This window comes from Streptomyces sp. NPDC049954 (assembly GCF_040656295.1).
GTDB lineage: Bacteria > Actinomycetota > Actinomycetes > Streptomycetales > Streptomycetaceae > Streptomyces.
Map to the genome: position 1 here is coordinate 337,873 of NZ_JBFALS010000002.1, position 15,263 is coordinate 353,135.

General features: G+C 74.8%; 12 protein-coding genes. 5 read left to right on the forward strand and 7 right to left on the reverse strand.

What is annotated here, in order from left to right; genetic code table 11:
- Positions 1-452: 452 nt before the first annotated feature.
- Together AB0J21_RS05035 and AB0J21_RS05040 are read left to right on the forward strand one after the other, a co-directional pair.
- Entirely contained in the window at positions 453-1,031 is a 579-nt protein-coding gene (locus AB0J21_RS05035; RefSeq protein ID WP_363144412.1) for a sigma-70 family RNA polymerase sigma factor, read from the forward strand.
- Positions 1,028-2,188, forward strand: coding sequence for a zf-HC2 domain-containing protein (locus AB0J21_RS05040; protein ID WP_363144413.1), 1,161 nt, complete (start codon positions 1,028-1,030; stop codon positions 2,186-2,188). The genes AB0J21_RS05035 and AB0J21_RS05040 overlap by 4 nt, the downstream gene beginning before the upstream one ends.
- Before the next feature lie 44 nt (positions 2,189-2,232).
- On the opposite strand, the gene purU is transcribed toward AB0J21_RS05040, so the two are convergent.
- Together purU and AB0J21_RS05050 are read right to left on the reverse strand one after the other, a co-directional pair.
- A complete protein-coding gene (purU, locus tag AB0J21_RS05045) occupies positions 2,233-3,114 on the reverse strand; it encodes a formyltetrahydrofolate deformylase (RefSeq protein ID WP_363144414.1) in 882 nt (293 codons plus the stop codon).
- A 66-nt stretch (positions 3,115-3,180) separates the two neighbouring features.
- Positions 3,181-3,681, reverse strand: a complete 501-nt coding sequence (locus AB0J21_RS05050; protein WP_363144698.1) for a hypothetical protein — start codon at positions 3,679-3,681, stop codon at positions 3,181-3,183.
- 119 nt (positions 3,682-3,800) lie between these two features.
- Between AB0J21_RS05050 and AB0J21_RS05055 the strand changes: the two genes are divergently transcribed.
- A complete protein-coding gene (locus AB0J21_RS05055; protein WP_363144415.1) occupies positions 3,801-5,123 on the forward strand; it encodes an ABC transporter substrate-binding protein in 1,323 nt (440 codons plus the stop codon).
- A gap of 190 nt (positions 5,124-5,313) precedes the next feature.
- Here AB0J21_RS05055 and AB0J21_RS05060 read toward each other — a convergent pair whose 3' ends face one another.
- A complete protein-coding gene (locus AB0J21_RS05060) occupies positions 5,314-6,864 on the reverse strand; it encodes a hypothetical protein (RefSeq protein WP_363144416.1) in 1,551 nt (516 codons plus the stop codon).
- Between the two features lie 222 nt (positions 6,865-7,086).
- Entirely contained in the window at positions 7,087-8,472 is a 1,386-nt protein-coding gene (locus AB0J21_RS05065; RefSeq protein ID WP_363144417.1) for a transcriptional regulator, read from the reverse strand.
- Positions 8,473-9,040: 568 nt separating this feature from the next.
- Between AB0J21_RS05065 and AB0J21_RS05070 the strand changes: the two genes are divergently transcribed.
- On the forward strand, positions 9,041-9,697 hold the full coding sequence (locus AB0J21_RS05070) for a bifunctional DNA primase/polymerase (protein ID WP_363144418.1): 657 nt from the start codon (positions 9,041-9,043) through the stop codon (positions 9,695-9,697).
- 369 nt (positions 9,698-10,066) lie between these two features.
- Here AB0J21_RS05070 and AB0J21_RS05075 read toward each other — a convergent pair whose 3' ends face one another.
- Positions 10,067-10,927, reverse strand: coding sequence for an alpha/beta hydrolase (locus AB0J21_RS05075; RefSeq protein WP_363144419.1), 861 nt, complete (start codon positions 10,925-10,927; stop codon positions 10,067-10,069).
- 651 nt (positions 10,928-11,578) lie between these two features.
- A complete protein-coding gene (locus tag AB0J21_RS05080) occupies positions 11,579-12,274 on the reverse strand; it encodes a metal-dependent transcriptional regulator (protein ID WP_363144420.1) in 696 nt (231 codons plus the stop codon).
- Between the two features lie 292 nt (positions 12,275-12,566).
- Between AB0J21_RS05080 and AB0J21_RS05085 the strand changes: the two genes are divergently transcribed.
- Entirely contained in the window at positions 12,567-13,445 is an 879-nt protein-coding gene (locus AB0J21_RS05085) for an SIS domain-containing protein (protein WP_363144421.1), read from the forward strand.
- 18 nt (positions 13,446-13,463) lie between these two features.
- Here AB0J21_RS05085 and AB0J21_RS05090 read toward each other — a convergent pair whose 3' ends face one another.
- A complete protein-coding gene (locus tag AB0J21_RS05090) occupies positions 13,464-14,885 on the reverse strand; it encodes a PAS domain-containing protein (RefSeq protein ID WP_363144422.1) in 1,422 nt (473 codons plus the stop codon).
- Positions 14,886-15,263 lie beyond the last annotated feature (378 nt).

Consider the following 15,263-nt stretch of genomic DNA (forward strand, 5'->3'; position numbering starts at 1 on the left):
GAACCGGCCCCGTCCGGGCCGGCCCTGTGCGGCCGGCTTTCGTCCCCCGGCCCCCGTGCCACTGGAATCCCACGTTCCGTTTCCGTTCTCCAGTGCAACCGGCGACTTCCCGGCTGCGCTTCCCCGAAACCGCCGTGTACGCCATCACACTCTCCGGCGGCCGGGTGCGGTTCCACAGGGCCACATACGGTCAGACGCCGATCGATATCGGTCAGGTTCAGTCGCTGATGGATGACTTGCGTACACACAAAGCGGCCGAACAGGGCATTCCGGGTTCCCTTTACCAGTTTCAGCGTCTCAGAGTGACGACATTGCCGTAAAGGACGGTGCCGGGGTCCGAACGGCCCTTACATTCGGATCACAGGTGTGGATGATGGGGCTGTGACCGGTGCGGGGACCGGCGAGGTGCCGCCATGCGCGGCGCGCACAGCCAGCCAGGGGGTCGGATTCCGATGGAAGCGCCAGGCCGCCGGGACCGGACGATGCGGCAGCGGCTCGTCCGCGGCGAGGCGGCGGCGCTCGGCGAGGTGTACGACCGGTACGCCTCCCTCGTGCACGGGCTCGCCCACCGCGTCCTGTCCGAGGAGCACGCCGCCGCCCAGGTCACCCACGACGTGTTCGCCCGCCTCTGGGAGTGCCCGGAACGCTACGACCCGGACCGCGAGCCGCTGCGCACCCATCTCGCCGACCTCGCGAGGACCGAGGCGGTGCGCCGGCTGCGGCAGAGCGAGACCGAGTCCCTGACCGGCCCGGGCGCCGGCGACGCGGACAGCAGGGCCCGGGCCGCCGAGGACAGGATCCGCCGGGCCGCGGCCGCCGCCCGCGCCGACTACATCGTGACCGCCATGCCGGCCCCGCTGCGCGCCGCCCTGCGCCAGGCGTACTTCAGGCGCCGCGACTACCGGCAGACCGCCGCCGACCTCGACATCACCGAGGAGGAGGCGGCGCGCCGCCTGCGCCTGGGCCTCCAGCTCCTGTCCACCGCCCACGACGCGCCGGTGCCCCCCGCCCCCGAGGAGGACCCGCGATGACCGGGCGGCCGTCCGGCCCCCACGAGGGCATACCGGACGCGGAGGACGGGGCGCTCGACCACGGGGTGCTCAAGTCACTGCTGGGCGCGTGGGCCCTGTCCGCGTGCTCCGCCCGGGAGGCGCTCCGTGTCGAGGCCCACCTCGGCGACTGCGGCCCGTGCGCCGAGGAGGCGCTGCGGCTGCGCGACGCCGTGGGCCTCCTGCACCCCGAGGAGAGCCTCGACCTCGACCCCGGGCTGCGCTCCCGCGTCCTGCTGCGCTGCCTCGACCGCAGGGCGCCCCGCGTCCCCGTACCGGAGTGGGCCGTGCCCTACGACACGGAGACCGCGCGGCTCGACGCGCTCCTGACGTCCCTCGGCGACGCCGACTGGCACACGCCCGTCCAGCTGCGCTGGTACGAGAACGGCGGCCCCGCCCGGCGCCGTACCACCGTCGCCGGGGTCATCAGCCACCTGCTGGCCGTCGACGGACTGGTCGCGACCGCGCTCGGGCTGCCCGATCCGCTCGGCGAGCGGGCGCCCGCCCTCCCCGTACCGCCCGAGGCGCGCACCGAGGCGTACTGGAGCGCCTCCGGGCTGCCGCCCACCCGCGCCGAGCACGGGCCCTGGCGCGCCCAGCGCCACGCCCTCGTACGCACCGTCGGCCTCACCGAGGGGGAGGGGATCGGCTCCGGGCTGCTGCCCGTGTCCTACGGCGGGTTCGCGCTGCCGCTGCGGGACGCGCTCGTCGAGCGGGCCTTCGAGTGCTGGGTGCACGCGAGCGACATCGCCGACGCCGTCGACTACCCCTACGCCCGGCCCCCGGGACCGCACCTGCACCGCATGATCGACCTCGCCACCACGCTCGTCCCGCACGCCCTCGCCGCGCTCCCCGCGCCCGCGCCGACGCCGGCCGCGCGGGCCCGGCGCACCCTGCGGCTCGACATAGAGGGGCCGGGCGGCGGCGAGTGGCGCATCGAGGTCGACCCGAAGGACCCGGGGCCGCCCGACGCCCGCGCCCCGTACGAGGACGTCGCCCAGGTACGCCTGGACGGCGTCGAGTTCTGCATGCTCGCCGCCGGGCACCTGGCGCCCGAGGAGGCCGCCGCCGGACAGGAGGGCGACCGCTCCGTCGTCCGCCGCGTCCTCACCGCGACCGCCTCGCTCAGCCGCCTGTAGACCGCCTGTAGACCATCTGGCGCGGGACGTCAGGCGCGGGCGGCTCAGGCGAAGACGACCGTGCGGCGGCCGTTGAGCAGGATGCGGTGCTCGGCGTGCCACTTCACGGCGTGGGCCAGCGCCCGGCACTCGACGTCCCGGCCGAGCGCCACGAGCTGCTGCGGGGTCACGCCGTGGTGCACCCGCTCGACCTCCTGCTCGATGATCGGGCCCTCGTCGAGGTCCGCCGTCACGTAGTGGGCGGTCGCCCCGATCAGCTTGACGCCCCGCGCGTGCGCCTGATGGTAGGGCTTGGCGCCCTTGAAGCTCGGCAGGAAGGAGTGGTGGATGTTGATGATCCGGCCGCTGAGCTGCTTGCACAGATCGTCGGACAGCACCTGCATGTAGCGGGCGAGGACGACGAGTTCGACGTCCTGCTCGCGCACCAGGTCCAGCAGCCGCTGCTCCGCCTCGGCCTTGCCGTCCCTCGGCACCGGAATGTGGTGGAAGGGCACGCCGTAGCTGCCGGCCAGCGCCTCGAACTCCGTGTGGTTGGAGACGACGGCCGCGATCTCCACCGGCAGCGCGCCGATCCGGGAACGGAACAGCAGGTCGTTGAGGCAGTGGCCGAACTTGCTGACCATCAGCACGATCCGCATGCGGTCGCTGTCCCGGTGGATCTGCCAGTCCATCCGGAAGGAGTCGCCGACCGCCGCGAAACTCGCCCGCAGCTTCTCCAGCGTCACCGGGTCCTCGGCCGAGAACAGCACCCGCATGAAGAACAGGCCCGTGTCCGCGTCCCCGAACTGCTGGCTGTCCTCGATGTTCGCCCCGGTCATGAACAGGTAGCTCGACACGGCGTGCACGATGCCCTGCTTGTCGGGGCAGGACAGGGTCAGCACGTACGAGGAGGTGGCGGGGGCGGACGCGGCGGGCTGTTCAGTCATGCCCGCCAGGGTCCCACACCGCCACCCGCCGCAGCGGCGCGTCTCAGCAACGGACGCCCGGCCCCCTCACCCGGCGCGGACGAGGGCCTTCAGCGCGTCCAGGGAACGCGGCGGCTCCTCCGGGTCGTCCCCGTCCGCCACGGCGAGCCGCACGTGCGCCTCGCGGCAGGCCTGGACCGCCGCGGGCCAGTCCGGGTGCTGGAGGTACGTGGCCGGCGGGGCGTCCGGCCCGACCTGGTGCAGGATGCGCAGGACCCGCAGCACGGCGGTGTCCACGAGGGCCGCCTCCGCGCCGTCCCGGAACACGGAACCGATGTACTTCTCGGCCGGCCAGTTGTCCAGCCAGGTGTCCTCCACCAGCCGGTAGACCGCGTCCGTCACATCCCCGTACCCCTCCCGCCCGGCCAGCCAGGTCTCCTGCTGGAACACCGGGTCGGAGAGCATGTGCAGCGCGGAACGCACGGTACTGCGCCAGCGCCACCACGGCATGTCGTTGAGTGGCATGCCCCCCATGGTGGCGGAGCGGCGGGCACGACGGGAAGAGCTTTCCGAGCTTTGCACGGTCAGTGATCGTACGTTCCCGGCCGCCCGCGCACCGAGCCGCACCCCGCTGTTCATCCGTACGTCACGACGTGTTGACCGCGGGTGACCCGGCCATTGGCACGCCACGGACAGGCTGCGGGCCCATGACGACCGGCCCGAGACCCCCCTTCCCCACCGCGCCCCGCCCGCCCCGCACCGCCTCCGCCGCACGGCGCCCGCGCGGCCGGCTGCGCACCGCCGCCGCGCTCGCCTGCGTCGGCGCCGCGCTGCTGTCCGGCTGCGGACTGCTGCCCGGCCACGGGGACGAGGACGAGGGGCCCGTCACCGTCATGACCTGGGCCCCGCAGAAGTCCGCCGGGACCAACCTGCCGGGAATGACGGCGACCGCCCGCGCCGTGGAACGCTGGGTCAACGCCCAGGGCGGGATCAACGGCCGTCAGCTGCGCGTCCTGACCTGCGACGAACGCGGGGACGCGGTCGCCGCCGCGAGCTGCGCGCGGCGCGCCGTCCGCGAGAAGGCCGTCGCCGTCGTCGGCTCCTACAGCGAGCACGGCGACGCCGTCCTCTCCCCGCTCGCCATCGCCGGCATCCCCTACATCGGCGGCTACGGCATCACGCCCGAGGAGTTCACCGACCCGGTGTCCTACCCGGTCAACGGCGGACTGCCCGCCCTCCTCGCCGGACAGGGCGGTCAGCTCGCCGGGGCCTGCGCCAAGGTGTCCCTCGTGCGGCCCGACACCATCGTCGGCGACCCCTGGGCCCGCCTCATGGGCATCGGCCTCGCCGCGCACGGCGGCACCGTCGCCGACCTGCCCGTCTCCGCAGACCTGTCCGACTACACGCCGCAGGCCCAGCAGGCCCTGGACCGGGCCCGTACCGCGCCCGGGGGACGGGGCTGCGTCACCGCCGTACTCGGCGGACGCACCGCCACCTTCTTCGACTCCTTCCGCCGCCTGCGCCCCGAGGGCCCCGGCGTGCGGATCTCCTCCGTGCTCGGCAGCGTCGACCAGGCGCTCCTCGACCGCTCGGGCGGCGCCTCCGGCCCGTACGAGGGGGCGAGCGTCACCGGGTGGTACCCGGCCGCGGACGACCCGCGCTGGGAACCGATGCGCGAGGTCGTCAAGAAGTACGCCTTCGGCGACAACCGGGTCGACCCGTCCGACGCCGGGGTGCAGACCACCTGGGTCGCCTACACCGTGCTGCGCGCCGCCGTCGCCTCCCTGAAGGACGGCCCCGTCACCGCCGCCACCGTCAGGAAAGCCCTCGACAGCGGCCTGAACGTCACCACCGGCGGCCTGACCCCCACCCTCAACTGGCGCACCGGGGAAGCCCGCACGGTGATCGACTACCCCCGCATGATCAACCCCCGCGTCACCTACCAGACCGTCCACGAAGGCCGCCTGCAAGCCCCCACCGAGGGCCCCACGACAACCGACACGACCAAAACCCTGGAAACAGCCCGCTGAACCCGAACCGCTTCCCTCAAGCCCGCCCGGCACGCTCATTTTTCAAGCCCGTCCGGCAGTCTCTTTCAAGCCCGTCCGGCGTTTGAGGACACGGCCGAAGGCCGAAGCCCCTCCGCAGCCCGCCCGGCACGCCCCTCCAGCCCGTCCGGCGCTTGAGGACGAGGCCGCAAGGCCGACACACCCCCGGCCCCTACAACTGGCTCTTGTCCCGCTCACTCAACCCGTACTGCTTGGCAATCGCGTTCCACAGCCCCGCCGCCTCCTGCTTCGCGGACGTCGCCTGACCGCTCGCCCGGTCCCCGGCGGCCCGCTGCCCCGAGGCCCGCGGGTGACCGCCCCGGCAACCGCCGCTCGCCCAGTTCGCGTAGTGCGAGTCGGCCGTGGCGGACGCCTTCCAGGCCCGGTTGAGCGCGGCCGTCAGCCGGTCGTGCTGCGGGAGCTTGTCGACCGGGAGGGCGCCGAGCCGGGTCACCAGCTCGTTGCGCTGCTTCGCGGCGCCCCGCAGATCGCTCGCGGCCTGACCGAGCGCCTTGCACTGCCCGATGTTGCCGACCGACCGCACCACGGCGTCCCGGCTGTTGTTGCTGTCCCCGAGCAGTTTGTCCAGCTCCACCGCCTGCTGCTTGACGGGATCGGCGGACGGCGAGGGCTTCGGCTGCTCCTTCTGCTCGTCCCCCTCGTCCCCGCCCGCGCCGCTGTCCGTGGTGGGGGAGGTCGCGGACACGGCGGAGGTCTTCGGGGAGTCGTCGCCCCCACCGCTCAGCAGCGCCCCCGCGCCGAGCCCGACCCCGGCCAGTACGACCACGCCCGCGGCCGCGGCGATGACGAGGTTCTTCCTGCGCCGCGCGTCGTCCCCGCCGGAGCGCCGCCCGCCACCGGACCGGGGCGGCTGCCCGTACCCGCCGTCCTGCTCGTACCCGCCGCCCTGCCCGTAGCCGGGCTGCCGGCCGTAACCGGGCTGCTGCCCGTACGGGGGAGGGGTCTGGCCGTAGGGCGGCGGCGGGGCCTGGCCCGGGCCGCCCGGCGCGCCCGGCGTGAACACCGGCATCTGCTGCGTGGACCCGGCCTCGTCGAAGGCGCCGGGGCCCTGCGGGCTCTCGGTCCGGAAGAGGTTGTCGAACTCGGCCGGGGGCTGCGTCCGGCTCTCCTCGTACGGGGACGGGGCACCCGGACCCGCCGGTACCGGCGGGAGGTACTGCGTGGACTGCTGGTCGGGGCCCGGCTCACCCCCGGGACGTACCCGGCCGAGGTAGGCCGTCGCCTGATCGGTGTTCTCCGGCGGCAGCGCACCGGGGCCGGGGCCCTGGCCCCCCTGGAGCGGGGACGGGCCGCCGGGCACGGGGGCGATGTACTGCGTCGCCTCGGAGTCCGGGCCGAAGGCGCCAGGGCCGCCGGCCGGGCCCGGATCGCCGGATATGGGTGCTATGTACTGGGTGGCCTCGGAGTCGGCCCCGCCCGCCCCGTACACCGGGGGGATCGGGCCCGGGCCCTGCGGCGACGCGTAACCGCCGTCACCGTAGGGCTGCTGCGGAGGCTGCTGGGCGTGTGGCGGCTGCGGGTATCCGTACCCCGGTCCCTGCTGCTGTCCGGTGGGCGCCGGGCCCCACGGGGTCCCGCCCGCGGGCGTCGCCGCCGGCCCCGGCGTCAGCGGCGCGCCGCCGTCCGCCGGCAGGACGACCCCTTCGCGCGCCTGCCGACCGTCGGAAGGACGCGGCTCTCCGCCATGACCGCTCTGCGCCACCGGAACTCCTACGAATGGGGGACCCTCGGAATCGTCGGCTCACGCTACCCGGTCGCCGAGTACCCCCACCACGCAGCACCAACCCCCGGACACCGCGCGGTGCCGTCGAACTCCCGCCCCCCGCAGGCCGGAGGCGGGCCGGGCGGCCGGGAGCGGTGGCGGCCCCCCGGCCGCTCCGCTCCCCGCCCGCCTGTGCCGCGAGCCGTCCGCCCCGGCGCGCCCTCAGGCCACCGCCTGGAGGTCGAGCCGCGCCCCGAACTCCCGTACCGCCGCCTCCTCCCGGTACGGCTCCAGCCGCAGCCGGAAGTCGTCCAGGTACTCGGCGCCCCGGTTCGAGCGCAGCGAGCCGAGCAGCTCCGCCGCGCGCAGACCCGTACGGCAGCCCTCCTCGACCTCCCGCTGCTGCACCTGCGCCGTGGCCAGCAGGACCAGGCCGATGGCGCGGCGCCGGGTGCGCGAGGGCGGATGCCCCGCGAGCGCCGCGCCCGCCGCCCGCGCCGACTGCACGGGATCGCCCAGGTCCCGGTGGCAGTGGGCGAGTTCGTCGGCGAGATACGCCTCGTCGAAGTGCGCGATCCACGCCGGGTCCTCGTCCCGCTCCGGTGCGCAGCGCGCGAGTTCGGACTCGGCCCGGCCCACTGCCTCCTGCGCGGAGCGGCGGTCGCCCAGCAGGGCGTGCCCGCGCGCCTCCGCCGCGTGGAACATCGACCGGGCCCGTGGCGTGGCCCGGCCCCGCGCCCCTTCCTGGGCGGCGCGCGCGAGCTGCGAGATCTCCCGCGGGTTGCCGAGCTGGGCGGCCAGATGACTCATCGAGGCGGCCAGCACGTACCCGCCGTACGCCCGGTCGTCGGCCGCCTGCGCGAGCCGCAGCGCCTGGATGTAGTACCGCTGGGCGAGGCCCGGCTGGCCGGTGTCGATCGCCATGTACCCGGCCAGCTCCGTCAACCGGGCGACCGCGCCGAACAGTTCGCGGCCCACGTTCTCCCGATACGAGCCCGAGAGCAGCCCCGAGACGACGCTGTTGAGGTAGTGCACGACGACCGGCCGCACATGCCCGCTGCCGTACTGGTGGTCGAGGCCGACCAGGGCCTCCGTCATCGACCGGACCGCCGCGACGTCCGAAGGGCCCACCCGGGGGCCGCCGTTGCGCGCGACCTGGCCGTCCGGCACCGAGATCAGCCAGTCCCGGCTGGGCTCGACGAGCGCCGAGGAGGCCACCGAGGAACCCGAGAGGAAGTCCCTGCGCCCCACGTCGCTGCGCCACAGCTCGCAGACCTGCTCGATCGCGCCGAGCACCGTCGGCGAGAACTGGAGGCCCACGCCCGAGGCGAGGTTCTTGCCGTTCGCCATGCCGATCTCGTCGATCGTGACGGCCCGGCCCAGCTTGCGGCCGAGCGCCTCGGCGATCACGGCGGGCGCCCGGCCGCGCGGCTGCTGACCGCGCAGCCAGCGGGCCACGGACGTCTTGTCGTACCGCAGATCGAGCCCGTGTTCCGCGCCGCACATGTTCACGCGGCGGGCGAGACCGGCGTTGGAGCAGCCGGCCTCCTGGATGAGCGCCTGCAGCCGTTCGTTCGGCTGCCGCGCGACTAGTGGCCTTGCGGCCATGGCATACCCCCTGTGTGCACCGTGGACCGTCGAGGGTCAGCGTGATCGGTCTCGTTCGATGGACTGGGTGAAGTGACCTGGTGGAGCTGGTGAAGTGCTGCCCTCGCTGATCAATGCCCTGCGGACAAACCGAAGATGCGCCGCATACGGGACCTATGCGGTATTACTTCTCCCGGCGCGGCCCGGTCGCTTCTCCGGCCCGGACCGGATCGCTCCTCCCGGCCCGGACCGGATCGTTTCTCCGGGCCCGGACCGGATCGCCTCTCCCGCCGTGTTCCTGTCTTCGTCCCGGTCTTCGTCCCGGTCTTTGTCCCGGTCTTCGTTCCGGTCTTTGTTCCTGTCTTCCTGTGACGCCCCTCCCGCCCCCTCCCGGGCGGGACATATGCCGGTGGCCGTACCCGGACGGCGGGGCTCCGTAAGCGCCCCCCACCTGCGTACCCGCCTGTCGGCCCGGCGGCCCGTACGCGCCCCCGGCGGTGCCACTGTGCGCCCCGCGTGCAGGATCGATGCACCTCCCCGGCGCGCACCCGGCCCGTAACCCGGGGTGCCGGGCGCAGTTGTGCTGATCGTGGAAAAGACCATCGGAGTGACCGGAGCCGTGACCATCCCCGGGCAGCGCGTGGAGCCCCTGCGTGACGCCGCCGCGCGGTACGCCGAGGAACGGCACTGGGACGTCGTCCCCGGCACCTGGCTGGAGGCGGTGGACGGGGCCGAGCGCTGCTCGTGCGGCGCCGCCGACTGCCCGGCCCCCGGAGCGCATCCGCTGGACGAGGACTGGCAGGCCCTGGCCACGGGCAGCGTGACCGTCGCCCGCAAGCTGTGGACGGAGCGGCCCCGCGCGGCGATCCTGCTGCCGACCGGCCGCGCCTTCGACGCGATCGACGTGCCCGAGACGGCCGGGTTCCTGGCCCTCGCCCGGATGGAGCGCATGGACCTGACGCTCGGTCCGGTCACCCGCACTCCGGAGCGCCGCATGCAGTTCTTCGTCCTGCCCGGCGGCGGGGCCAAGGCCGGTGACCTCGTGCGCGCCCTCGGCTGGTCCCCCTCGCGACTCGACCTCGTACCGCTCGGCGAGGGCCAGTACGTGCCGGCGCCCCCGACCCGCTTCGGCGGCCGGGGAGCCGTGCAGTGGGCCCGCCGCCCGACCCCGGCCAACCGGTGGCTGCCCGACGTGGAAGAGCTGATCAGCCCGCTCGCCTACGCCTGCGGGCGGGACCGCGCCTGACCCGGGCAGCCGCCGCCCCCGCCCTTCCGCGCCGTCACCCCCGGGCCCGGCTCTCCGTGGCTCTCCGTGGCTCTTCCCGGCTCGCCGGCCCCGCGCACCGGCCCCGGTCCCGGCGCCCGGCCGGCGCCGCCGGACCCCGCGAGGTGCCGGCCGTGCGCCCCGGAGGTACGTCCGTGCGCCCCGGAGCGCAGACGGTGCGGGAGATGGGACAGAACGGGACGGGGCGGGGCGGGGGAGAAGGCCGGGACGTCCGGACGTACGGAGGGGCCCCGCCCCCCGCCGTGTCCACGCCGTGCCCCCGCTGTACGGGGAGGCCCGGCCCCGAGACCCACGGGCGGAACGCGGCCCGGACTCCGGCCCCGCCGATCCTCACCCCGTCAGGACGCCCTCCAGGAACGGTTCCACGACCGCTCGCCAGGCCTCGGGCCGCTCGCGGTGCACGAGGTGGCCCGCGTCCCGCACCTCGGCGTACGTGCCGCGTGGCAGGACCCGCACCATCTCCTGCGCCTCGGCCCGGCCCAGCACCCCGTCGAGGCCGCGCAGGACCAGGGTCGGGCAGCTGACCTGGGACAGGTCCTCCCAGTGGGCCTCGTGCACCCAGGCCTCCCGGGAGGCGAGCATCTGATCCTTGTCGAACCCGGGCCGCCAGCCGTCCTCGGTACGCGCCATGATCTCCGCCCAGAACGCGCCGCGCGCCGGGTTCGGCCGCTCCACCCACGGGTCCTGCTCGCCGAACCAGCCGCGCGCGGCCTCCAGCGTCGGGAACGGCAGCGGCCAGGCGTTGAGCCAGTCCACCCACTCCCGCTGCGCGGCCACCCCGAGGGCCGAGGCCCGCATGTCGGACACGACCACGCCGCGCACCAGATCGGGGCGGCGCCCCGCGAGCTGCCACGCGGTGAGCGCGCCCATGCCGTGGCCGATGACGACGGCCGGCCCCAGGCCGAGCTGCTCCAGTGCCGCCTCCGCGTCGGCGATGTACGCCTCGCGCGTGAACCGCCCCTCGGCCGGTTTCTCGCTCGCGCCGTGCCCGCGCTGGTCGAGAGCGACCGTACGGTGCCGCTCGGCCAGCCAGCCGGCCGTGCCCGCCCACTGCGAGGCCCGGCCCAGCAGACCGTGCAGCAACAGCACGCCGGGCGCCCGCCCCTCCTCGCTCTCCTTCGGCGGCCGCGTGAACTCCCACGCCGCCAGCCGCACCCCGTCCGCACCCGTCACGTCGATTCGCCGCGCCATCGGTCCGGCACCCCCCTACTGTTCACGATCTTGTTCCTGGGCTGCTGCCTCGCGGTCCGCGAACGCCCTCGTGGCGTCCCCCCGTGCGGAGAAAACGGTCACCCGGCCAAGCTATCGAACCCCCATTCGAAAGCTCTGGTCCTGTCGCCAATACCCCTCGTTCGAGTGACGACCTGGGGAGATTGGCGGCCGTGGTCCGGGGGAGATCTCTGCCGGGAGACGGGCCGCTCGGGGAACAGGCCCGTGGGGGGACGACCCTGAGAGCTCGGGGCTCCGGGTCGTCACCGGGGGGAACCGGGCCCCGGCGCCGCGAGGTGCCGGGGCCCAGGCATCCGAAACGAGAGGAGAGCGCACGGTGGTGCGTCCGCGTCGTCCGCGTCGTTCGCGCGCCCGGCGCCGCCGGGGGGCGCACGCGGGCAGCAGGGCGCACGCTGCCCGGAGCGCGGCCGCCCGGCCCCTCGGGGCCACAAGCCTCATCGCGACAGATTGGCACGGTCGGCGCCCCCGCGCTGCGGTTCCGCACAGTGAATCTTGGGATACGGACGAATTGTTCCGGACGCGACGGCTGAATCGGGCCCGCGCATACCGCGTGCAAGGGCGCACGAGGGCGCGAAGGGCGCGCGGCAGGTTTCCCCGGCGGGCGCGCCCGGGTCAGCGCTTGGCGACGAAGACGTGCGAGGCGATCTCCGCGTCCAGCTCGGCCGCCTCCCCGCTGGAGCCGACCAGCACGCCGCCCGCCGTCGAACGCATCACGCTCACCACGGAGCCCGGCTGCACCCCGGCCCGGCGCAGCGTGTACATCAGCTGCGCGTCGGTCTGGATCGGCTCGCCGATGCGGCGCACGACGGCCGTCTGGCCCTCGCTGCCCGGGTCCAGGTCGGCGAGCGAGACCATGCTCGCGTCGAGGAAGGGGTCGGCCTCGGCCTCCTCGCCCAGCTCCTCCAGGCCCGGGATCGGGTTGCCGTACGGGGACTCCGTCGGGTGGCGCAGCAGGTCGAGCACCCGGCGCTCGACGGCCTCGCTCATCACGTGCTCCCAGCGACAGGCCTCCGCGTGCACCTGCTCCCATTCGAGACCGATCACGTCGACGAGCAGGCACTCGGCGAGCCGGTGCTTGCGCATGACGCGGGTCGCGAGCCTGCGGCCCTCCTCGGTCAGCTCCAGATGACGGTCGCTGGCGACGGACACCAGTCCGTCCCGCTCCATCCGCGCCACGGTCTGGCTGACAGTCGGGCCGCTCTGGTCGAGCCGCTCGGCGATCCGGGCGCGCATGGGCACAACACCTTCCTCTTCGAGTTCGAGGATGGTGCGGAGATACATCTCCGTGGTGTCGATCAGTCCGGACATACGTGCCCCTCGGTGCTGTGACTTCGCGAAGTCGGCGTGCGCTGGCCCTGACCCAATTCTGACGCATCCCACTGACAACCGGCCCCGGCCGCGGCGCGCGACCCCGCTCCGGCGGGCCCCGGACCCGGGTGCGGGGCGCCTGGGCCCTGTTGACAGCCCGGCCCCGGGGCCCGCACCGTGATCCGCGGCACGCCGCCGTGCCACCCCCGGGCACCGCACCGGACCACCCGGCACGGGCGGGCCGGCCAGGACGGAACCGCCCGGCGGTCCGCACCGGAGCAGGAGGCCCCCGATGAGCGCCACGGACATCCCCGCCGCAGACCAGTCCGCCGCAGACGAGTCCGCCGCACACCCCGCCCCGCCCCGGCCCCGTACGGGCGGGGCCGAGGACGCGGCGCGGCCCCTCGCCCCCGGCGAGACCGTCGCCACCCGGTACCTGGACGCGGCGGCGGGCCTCCTGGAGCGGGTGCGGGCGGAGGAGGCGGGGCCCGGCGGCAGCGTCGAACAGGCCGGCCGGCTGCTCGCCGACGCGGTGGCGGCCGGCGGCCGGATCTTCGCCTTCGGGGCCGGGCACTCCTCACTCGCCGCGCAGGACCTCGTCTACCGCGCGGGCGGCCTCGCCCTCGTCAACCTGCTGGCCGTGCCGGGCGCCGTCGGCGTCGACGTACGGCCCGCGACGCTCGGCTCCGCGCTGGAGCGGGTCGAGGGGCTCGCCACCGCCGTCCTGGACGCGAGCCCGGCCCGGGCCGGCGACGTCCTCGTGGTCGTCTCCCTGTCCGGCCGCAACGCCCTGCCCGTCGAGATGGCGAGGCACGCCCGCGCCCTCGGCCTCAAGGTCGTCGGCGTCACCTCGGTCGTCTACGCGAGCCGGACGCAGGCCCGCAACCCGTCCGGGACCTTCCTCAAGGACCACTGCGACGTCGTGCTCGACAACAAGATCCCGGTGGGCGACACCGTCCTCGCGCTGGACGGGATCGCCGCGCCCTTCGCCCCCGCCTCGACCGTCGTCACGAGCGCGCTGCTGCAGGCCGCGACCGCGAGCGCCGCCGCCGTACTCGCCGCCCGCGGCATCGAGCCGCCGCTGCTGCGCTCCGGCAACGTCGACGGCGGCACCGAGTGGAACGCCGAGGTCTTCGAGACTTACGGCGACCGGATCTTCTACCAGAACTGAGGGCCGTCCCCCAAGGGCTCAGTCGCGGCCCGTGAGGCGGGCGAGGTCGACGGCCGAGGCGACGCGCAGGGCGACCGACTCGGCGTACAGGGTGTCCGGGCGCTCGAAGGGCTGGCGGCCCGGGCCGCGCAGGAAGGTCAGCACGCCCAGGGTCGTGCCCCGGCTGCGCAGGACCGCGCACAGCGCGTGCGTGGTGTCCTCCGGCCAGCGGCGGGCCGCCGCCCACTCCCGGGCCCGCGGTCCGCCGCGACCGCCCCAGGTCACGCGTACCGTCCCGGCGCGCTGCACGCTCTGCACCGCGGGGTGCTGGTCCGGGTAGCGCAGCGGTACGCCCGCGCCGCTCAGCGCCGAGCGCAGCGGCCCCTGCGGGCCCGCCGGGGTGACGGCGGCGCGCACGAGCCGTACCTCGGGCTCCGCCTCGTCGGGCGCCGCGTGGTCCGGCACCGGATCGCGCAGCAGGTCGACGAGGGCGTGGTCGGCGAAGCCGGCGAGGGCGAAGTCCAGGTGGACGGTGACCGCCTCGCCCGGGTCCTCGCACTCGGCCGCCGCGCGCGCCGCCCGGTGCAGCTGACCGGCCCGGAACCGCAGCTGCGAGGCGTCCTGTTCGGCGATCCGCGCCTCGGTGACGTCCTGGAAGAACCAGCCCACCCCGAGCGGCGAGGGCTCCTCGCTCAGCGGGGAGGACAGGCGCACGAAGCCGGAACGCCAGCAGCGCCGCCCGTCCCGGCCCGGTCCGGCACCCTCGCCCACGTGCTCGCGCAGCGACACCCACACCTCCGAGGGGGCGGGCGGCGGTCCCTCCGCGAGGACGTGGGCGAGGACGCTCTCCAGCTCCTCGACCCCCTGGTCCAGCAGATCGCCGAGCGGGCGGCCGAGCAGCGCCGTGCGGCCGGTGCCCAGGGCCTTGGCCGCGTAGGCGTTGACGAGCGCCGGGCGCAGGTCCGCGTCGACCAGGACGACGCCCCAGCCGACGTCCTCGAACAGCGCCTCGCTCAACGCGATGGACCGCTCCAGGTCGATCTGGGTGTGCACCTCGCTGAACGCGCAGTACACCCCCGCCGGCCGGCCGTCGGCATCGCGCACCGCGGCCGTCTGGGTGCGGACCAGCACCCGGCCGCCCTCCTTCGTGAGGAGGGCGAACTCGTGGACCTGACGGCCCGGCGAGCGCATCGCGGCGAGCAGCCGCACCTGCATGTCGGGGGCGTCCGCGCCCCGGGCGGCCCAGCCCCCGAAACCCGCGCGGCCCACCGCCTCCTCGGCGCTCCAGCCGAGGATGCGCTCGGCCTCCTTGTTCCAGTGGGTGATCACACCGTCCGCGTCCAGGGCGCACAGCGCCGCGTCCATGCCGTCCAGCAGTGCGGCCAGCAAGTCCGAATCGTCGTGCTCCGGTTCCTGAGCATCCGGTTCGTCCGTGGTCCCACTGCGCCGGGAAGCACTCACCTGGCACCCCCTGCCGTACGTACGTCGTGTCGTACGTCTGCCATACCTCGAATGAATTGAACTCCAAGGTGACACAGCCCACACACCCTTCGAAGAAATCGTTGCGGGGCGGTGATGCGGCCCAGGGGCGGCCCGGCGCACGCAGGGGGCGCGACCGGAGCGCGAGGGGCGCGACGGCCCCGCGAAAGGGGCGCGAAAAAAACATTTGCCCGCACCCGGGGGGGCGTTCCTACAGTGGTGGGCACATGAGAAAGGAGGTGGTTCGGAAGATGTATGACAGCCGGACGCGTGAGGTGACTGCGGGCTAGCGGCCCCTGTCTCCGCACTCATGTGCGGTTGGCCGGAGCGTGTGGAAATGCGCGCCGCCGGCCCAATCCC

Excerpts from the sequence above, each read along its gene's own strand:
- AB0J21_RS05080 (WP_363144420.1), bottom strand. The coding sequence starts at position 12,274 with ATGTCCGGACTGATCGACACCACGGAGATGTATCTCCGCACCATCCTC.
- AB0J21_RS05055 (WP_363144415.1), top strand. The coding sequence starts at position 3,801 with ATGACGACCGGCCCGAGACCCCCCTTCCCCACCGCGCCCCGCCCGCCC.
- purU (WP_363144414.1), bottom strand. The coding sequence starts at position 3,114 with ATGACTGAACAGCCCGCCGCGTCCGCCCCCGCCACCTCCTCGTACGTG.
- AB0J21_RS05085 (WP_363144421.1), top strand. The coding sequence starts at position 12,567 with ATGAGCGCCACGGACATCCCCGCCGCAGACCAGTCCGCCGCAGACGAG.
- AB0J21_RS05035 (WP_363144412.1), top strand. The coding sequence starts at position 453 with ATGGAAGCGCCAGGCCGCCGGGACCGGACGATGCGGCAGCGGCTCGTC.
- AB0J21_RS05040 (WP_363144413.1), top strand. The coding sequence starts at position 1,028 with ATGACCGGGCGGCCGTCCGGCCCCCACGAGGGCATACCGGACGCGGAG.
- AB0J21_RS05075 (WP_363144419.1), bottom strand. The coding sequence starts at position 10,927 with ATGGCGCGGCGAATCGACGTGACGGGTGCGGACGGGGTGCGGCTGGCG.
- AB0J21_RS05065 (WP_363144417.1), bottom strand. The coding sequence starts at position 8,472 with ATGGCCGCAAGGCCACTAGTCGCGCGGCAGCCGAACGAACGGCTGCAG.